Raw genomic sequence first — 4806 nt, 5'->3', positions numbered from 1 at the left:
ACATTGCCCCAATAGGTGCCGATGCCGCCGCCGCGCGAGGCGAGCCAGACATTCTCGTTCCAGGTGTCGACGATGCCGTCGAGGCTGTCGGGGACCGAATTGAGGAAGCAGGAGATCGGCAGGCCGCGCCCAGTGCCGCCGTTCGACAGGACGGGGGTGGCGGGCATGAACCACAGGCGGCTGATATAGTCGTACAGTCGCTGCGCGTGCGGCTGGTCATCGGCATAGGCCGACGCGACGCGGACGAACAGGTCCTGGATGCCCTCGCCGGGCAGCAGGTAGCGATCCTTGAGCGTCTCCTTGCCGAAATCGGTGAGGAGCGAGTCGCGGCCGTGATCGACCTCCAGCGCGAAGGGCCGTGTCGCGGCCGGGCGCGGCGGGACCGGCGCGGCCGTCGCCTCGGGCCGGTCGATCGTCTCGGTCGGCATCACGCCCGCATCGCTCAAATCCACGCCATCACTCCCATGGTCCGTCCGCCCGTCCGACTCGGCGGACCCGCATCCTACACGGGCCGGCCAAGAACAAAACAAGATCATGGCATCGGCGCCTGCTCGCGCGGCAACCGAGATTGCTTGAGTGAGCAACCGCGATATTACCAGCGCTGGGGCTTGGCCGCCGCCGTGACCGCTACTGATTGTGCCAAGTCGTCGGGCAAGGCAAGGCCACTACGGCGGCGTCAGCCGCCGTCGGCGCCGGCGACTCCGCGCGGCTCGCGCATTTCAGCCACTCGCGCGAACACAAGCCGTCGATGCGCCGTTGAAAATAAATCGCCCGCGCTCGTTCGGCCGACGGCAAGCGCGCGGCGCCGCCGTCAGAGCCAGCGCAGTCGCCGGAACACGACCAGCTGCGCCGCCACCAGCGCGGCCATCGCCCCGCACAGGATCCAGAAGCTCGCCCCGTCCCTGGTGCCGGGCGTTCCCGCCAGATTGGTCGAGAACAGGCTCGCGACGAAGCCCAGCGGCAGGAAGATCGCGGCGACGATTGACAGGAGGTAGGAGGTGCGGTTGGTCTGCGCCGCCGTGCGGGCGTTCAGGTCGTCCTGGAGCACCACGGCGCTCTCCATCGTGACGTCGATGTCCTCCAGGAAGCGGTGCAGCAGGTCGGCGGTCTCGCGCATCACCGCGCGGTTGTCGTCGGAGAACCAGGCCGGCGCCTCGCGCCCGACGCGGATCAGCGCGGCCTGCTGCGGGGACAGATGGCGCTTCATCGCGAGGCAGCGGCGGCGCAGGCCGGCGATGGCGGTGATTCGGCCCTCGGGCGTGTCGGCGTCGTCGTCGGCGGCTTCCAGCGCGTCGATCCGGTCGTTCATGTCGACGATCACGTCGCCGATCCGCGCCACCGTGTCTTCCAGCAGCCGCGCGACGAGGTCGCCCGCGCTGGTGACGTCGTCGCTGGCATCCACCTCGTCCAGCACATCGCCCGCCGCGAGCAGCCGGTGGCGACGCAGCGTGACGACATGGGTGGCGTCCGCCCAGAGCTGCATGGCGGTAAGGTCGCCGTCGTCGGCGGCGCCGCCCGTGCCGATCCCGCGCAGGATGGCGGCGACCGCATTGCCCTCGCGAAACGCGCGCGGCCGCCTTGCGTCGCCGGTCAGCGCCTCGATCGTCGACTCGGACAGACCCAGCGCGTCGCGCAGCCACGGCTTCAGCTCGGGCGCACCGCGATCGATGTGCACCCACAACAGCTCGCCTTCGCCCGGCGTGAAGCCCTTGATCGCGTGCCAGTCGATCGACCGGGCGGCGCCATCCGACGCGATGACGCGGGCGAAGACGACGGGGCCGTCGGCGGGGGCGGGCGGTGCGGTCATACGGCGGCTCGGGTGGTGAACGGGGCGGCCGTGTGGCGGGGCGAAGCTGGCCGCCGGATGAACGCGCGCGCGGGATCGCGTTCAACTCATCGGGGCCCCGGTCGGGTCATCGATCCCGGGCAGGGCAGCTATCGCCAGCTGCCTGTTGATGACGAGGGCCGCGCCGCGGCCCCTCGCTCCCGGGTCAGACGTAGCGGAGCACCGCCCGCCGCTGGCGGTCGCGCAGGCCCGCGCCGATCAGGCCGACGCCGACGATCATCATCGCCCAGCTTGCCGGCTCGGGGACGGCGGCGGCGGGTGCGTTGAACTCGACGATCGACAGGATGTCGGGCGTCCCTGCCTCGGCGAGATCGTTCCACGTGCTGCGGCCGCTTTCCAGGTCGGCCGAACCGAACATCTCGGCGTAATCCTCGTCGCCGCCGCCGGAATTGGGCTCGCCGCCGATCGCGGACCAGTTGCTGTACCCGGGCTGCGAGGACCCACCCTTAATGTAGAAGGTCTGCCCTGCTTCAGGACCGACCACCCACTGCCACGTTCCTTCGGTCTGTGCGTCCGAGCCGCCGAGCCAGCCTCGGATGTTCGTGCCCGATGTCGGCAGCAGCGAGGCAACGAAGGCGTTCTCCTCCGCCGACGTGATCGTCGCGAGGTAACCGCCCAGCACCTCGGCCGCCGCTTCCGCTGCGATCCAGTCCTGGGGGCCGCTCACGACCTGATAGGAATGGCCGTTGCCGGCGAAGATGACTGGCGCGGCGGTCGCCATGGACGGCGCAACGGTGAGCGCGAGGGTCGAGGCGAGCAGGTTTACTCTCTTCATGGACCAATCCTTTTTTGAAAAACGATCTGCCGACCATGATGGCGTCGACCAGCCCGTCGTCGGACAAGTCACGGAATTGAACCGACAAGCCGACGTCAGTTCCTGAGACGGCATCAGGTCTTCTGATGCGGGCGGGTCTGACGTTGCGAGGTAAGCCGCGCGTCCCGCCGGGCCGCGCAGCCGTAACCCTCACGCGAACCGCAGCACCGTCCGCCGCTGGCGGTAGCGCAGGCCCGCGCCGATCAGGCCGACGCCGACGATCATCATCGCCCAGCTTGCCGGCTCGGGGATGGCGGCGGCGATGGTGCCGGGAATGGCGTCGAGTTCGATGAGGCGGCCGCCGTTGAAGGGCCCCGACGACGTCGGTACCCCGTCGAACCGGAAATAACTGTAGGAGACAGGATCGAACCTGGCGGCGACGGTGATGCCCGCCGATCCATAGGTCGTGGCGTAAAGCCCGGTGCCGAGATCGTAGCTGAACAGCTGATTGAAGACGACGCCGTCGTTGCCGCCGAACAATGCGACGTTTCTGAATGCACGGAACTCATCGGCCGCGAGCAGCAGATCCACGCCGCTGATCGTCACGGCGGACAGTGTCTTGAAGATGAAGCTCTCCGTCGCGCCACTGCCGTCCGCAAACACCGTATTGCCCGCATCCCCGCCAAAGCCAGCGTTGCCGCCGATGGCGTTGATCGCTGGATAGACGGTCACTCCGATGCCGCCACCGTCTTGCGTCGGCGTCGAACTCACGATGCTCGATCCGTTCGAGATATCGAACAGGTCCGTCGAGCTCCCGGTATAGCCTGGCGTGGTTGGCGTCACCGTGACCTGGGCTTGCGCTCCCGCGGCGATGCCGATCGCGAGCATCGCGCCGAACAGGGATATAATTCTCTTCATCAATCAATCCTTTCTCACTGAGTCGAGGGGTTGCCGAAGGAAGCGCCTATCACGCCGTCATCCGACCAATCAGGACATCGGGTCCGGCGACGCGACGCGATGTGTCGTCGCCATCTGCACATCGCCGTGTCGCCCGGGTTTCGCTTCTTCCAGCTGGGAGTGGAGGCAGGCTGCGCGTTCCTTCGGATACGCGCAGCGAGGACCCTCAGACGTAGCGCAGGACGGTGTTGCGCTGGCGGTAGCGCAGGCCGGCGCCGATCAGGCCGACGCCGACGATCATCATCGCCCAGCTCGCCGGCTCGGGGACGGCGGGAACGTCCGCGCTGGTGATGGCGATGTTCGACAGCACGGGGCCATGCACCGCGTCAGGCGACGTCAGCACGTTGAACGCCAGCGTCGCGACGCTAGTCGATACCAGCGGAGTGAAGCTGAACGTCCGGGTGGCGACGTTGGGCGTCGATGTGAACAGCTGCGTGAACCCGTCAACCGATGCCGTATAGGTCGAGACCGCCAGGTCGGTCGGCGAGAAGCCCTGGAGGATCTCGTCGAACGACAGGGTATAGGTAGTGCCGGCGGTCACCGCGAAGGCGGTGCTGGTCACCGTCACGCCGGGGCCCTGGTCACCCACGGTATCGAGGCAGTTGCCGGACGGGTTCGCCACGCACGCGTAGAACGATCCATTGCGGACCCCGACGATGTCCACGTTGCTCCCGCTCGCCGTGAACTGTGTCCCCGCCACCTGCGCCGTGTAGCTGCCTCCGGGCGTGGCGCCCGAGAAGTCTTCGCTGAACACGGTCGCGGCCGACGCAGCGGAAGGCAGCAGGCCGGCCACCAGCGCCGCACCGGCTAGAAACGTCTTTCGCGTCATCGATCGATCCCTTTCCAATGAACCGAGCCAAGGCTTAAGGAAGCGTTTACCGACCCGTCATCTGACAAGTCACGACATTGGAACCGACACGCCGATGTCGGTTCTGAAACGGCACACCTGCCTGTCGATGCTGGTCGGTCCGGCCTCTCCGCCTCGCGCTTGCTGAAAGCGACATCGCCGGCGTAGGCGATTGTCTACGCGCGGAGCCGCCCGGATCGGCGTGGATCGACGACGCTCCTGGACCGTCGGTGGCTGGCGTCAGCCGTCCGGTGCCGAGTCGCCGGGCGCCCGGAGCAGCAGGATCGTCCAGTCGCCGCGCGCGAGGCGGCGTTCCTCCACGCAGCCCATGCGCGCATAGGCCGCGAGCACCGCGTCCGCCTGCCGCGTCAGCAGCCCGGCGAGCAGGACGCGTGCGCCCGG

5 protein-coding genes are annotated in these 4806 nt (G+C 68.1%); all 5 read right to left on the bottom strand.

The annotated features are described in order from the left end of the window. A partial coding sequence (locus HUU95_RS08675; protein ID WP_302480110.1) for a ribonucleotide reductase N-terminal alpha domain-containing protein occupies positions 1-428 on the bottom strand: 428 nt, incomplete at its 3' end. A 383-nt stretch (positions 429-811) separates the two neighbouring features. Beyond that, positions 812-1807 carry a CorA family divalent cation transporter gene (locus HUU95_RS08670; protein ID WP_174279750.1) on the bottom strand — a complete coding sequence of 332 codons (996 nt, stop codon included), beginning with the start codon at positions 1805-1807 and terminating at the stop codon, positions 812-814. 184 nt (positions 1808-1991) lie between these two features. Next, positions 1992-2621 carry a PEPxxWA-CTERM sorting domain-containing protein gene (locus HUU95_RS14545; RefSeq protein ID WP_254602705.1) on the bottom strand — a complete coding sequence of 210 codons (630 nt, stop codon included), beginning with the start codon at positions 2619-2621 and terminating at the stop codon, positions 1992-1994. Positions 2622-2810: 189 nt separating this feature from the next. Further along, positions 2811-3488: a PEPxxWA-CTERM sorting domain-containing protein gene (locus HUU95_RS08660; protein ID WP_174279748.1), complete on the bottom strand. Its 678-nt coding sequence runs from the start codon at positions 3486-3488 to the stop codon at positions 2811-2813. 235 nt (positions 3489-3723) lie between these two features. Continuing rightward, positions 3724-4386 carry a PEPxxWA-CTERM sorting domain-containing protein gene (locus HUU95_RS08655; RefSeq protein ID WP_174279747.1) on the bottom strand — a complete coding sequence of 221 codons (663 nt, stop codon included), beginning with the start codon at positions 4384-4386 and terminating at the stop codon, positions 3724-3726. Positions 4387-4806: the final 420 nt, after the last annotated feature.

This window comes from Sphingomonas bacterium (assembly GCF_903643065.1).
Lineage (GTDB): Bacteria > Pseudomonadota > Alphaproteobacteria > Sphingomonadales > Sphingomonadaceae > Sphingomonas.
The sequence above is the reverse complement of the archived record's forward strand: the minus strand, read 5'-3'. Positions and strand labels throughout refer to the sequence as shown.

Bases quoted from the DNA above. Each gene is read 5' to 3' on its own strand.
- HUU95_RS08670 (WP_174279750.1), bottom strand. From the start codon at position 1,807: ATGACCGCACCGCCCGCCCCCGCCGACGGCCCCGTCGTCTTCGCCCGC.
- HUU95_RS14545 (WP_254602705.1), bottom strand. From the start codon at position 2,621: ATGAAGAGAGTAAACCTGCTCGCCTCGACCCTCGCGCTCACCGTTGCG.
- HUU95_RS08660 (WP_174279748.1), bottom strand. From the start codon at position 3,488: ATGCTCGCGATCGGCATCGCCGCGGGAGCGCAAGCCCAGGTCACGGTG.
- HUU95_RS08655 (WP_174279747.1), bottom strand. From the start codon at position 4,386: ATGACGCGAAAGACGTTTCTAGCCGGTGCGGCGCTGGTGGCCGGCCTG.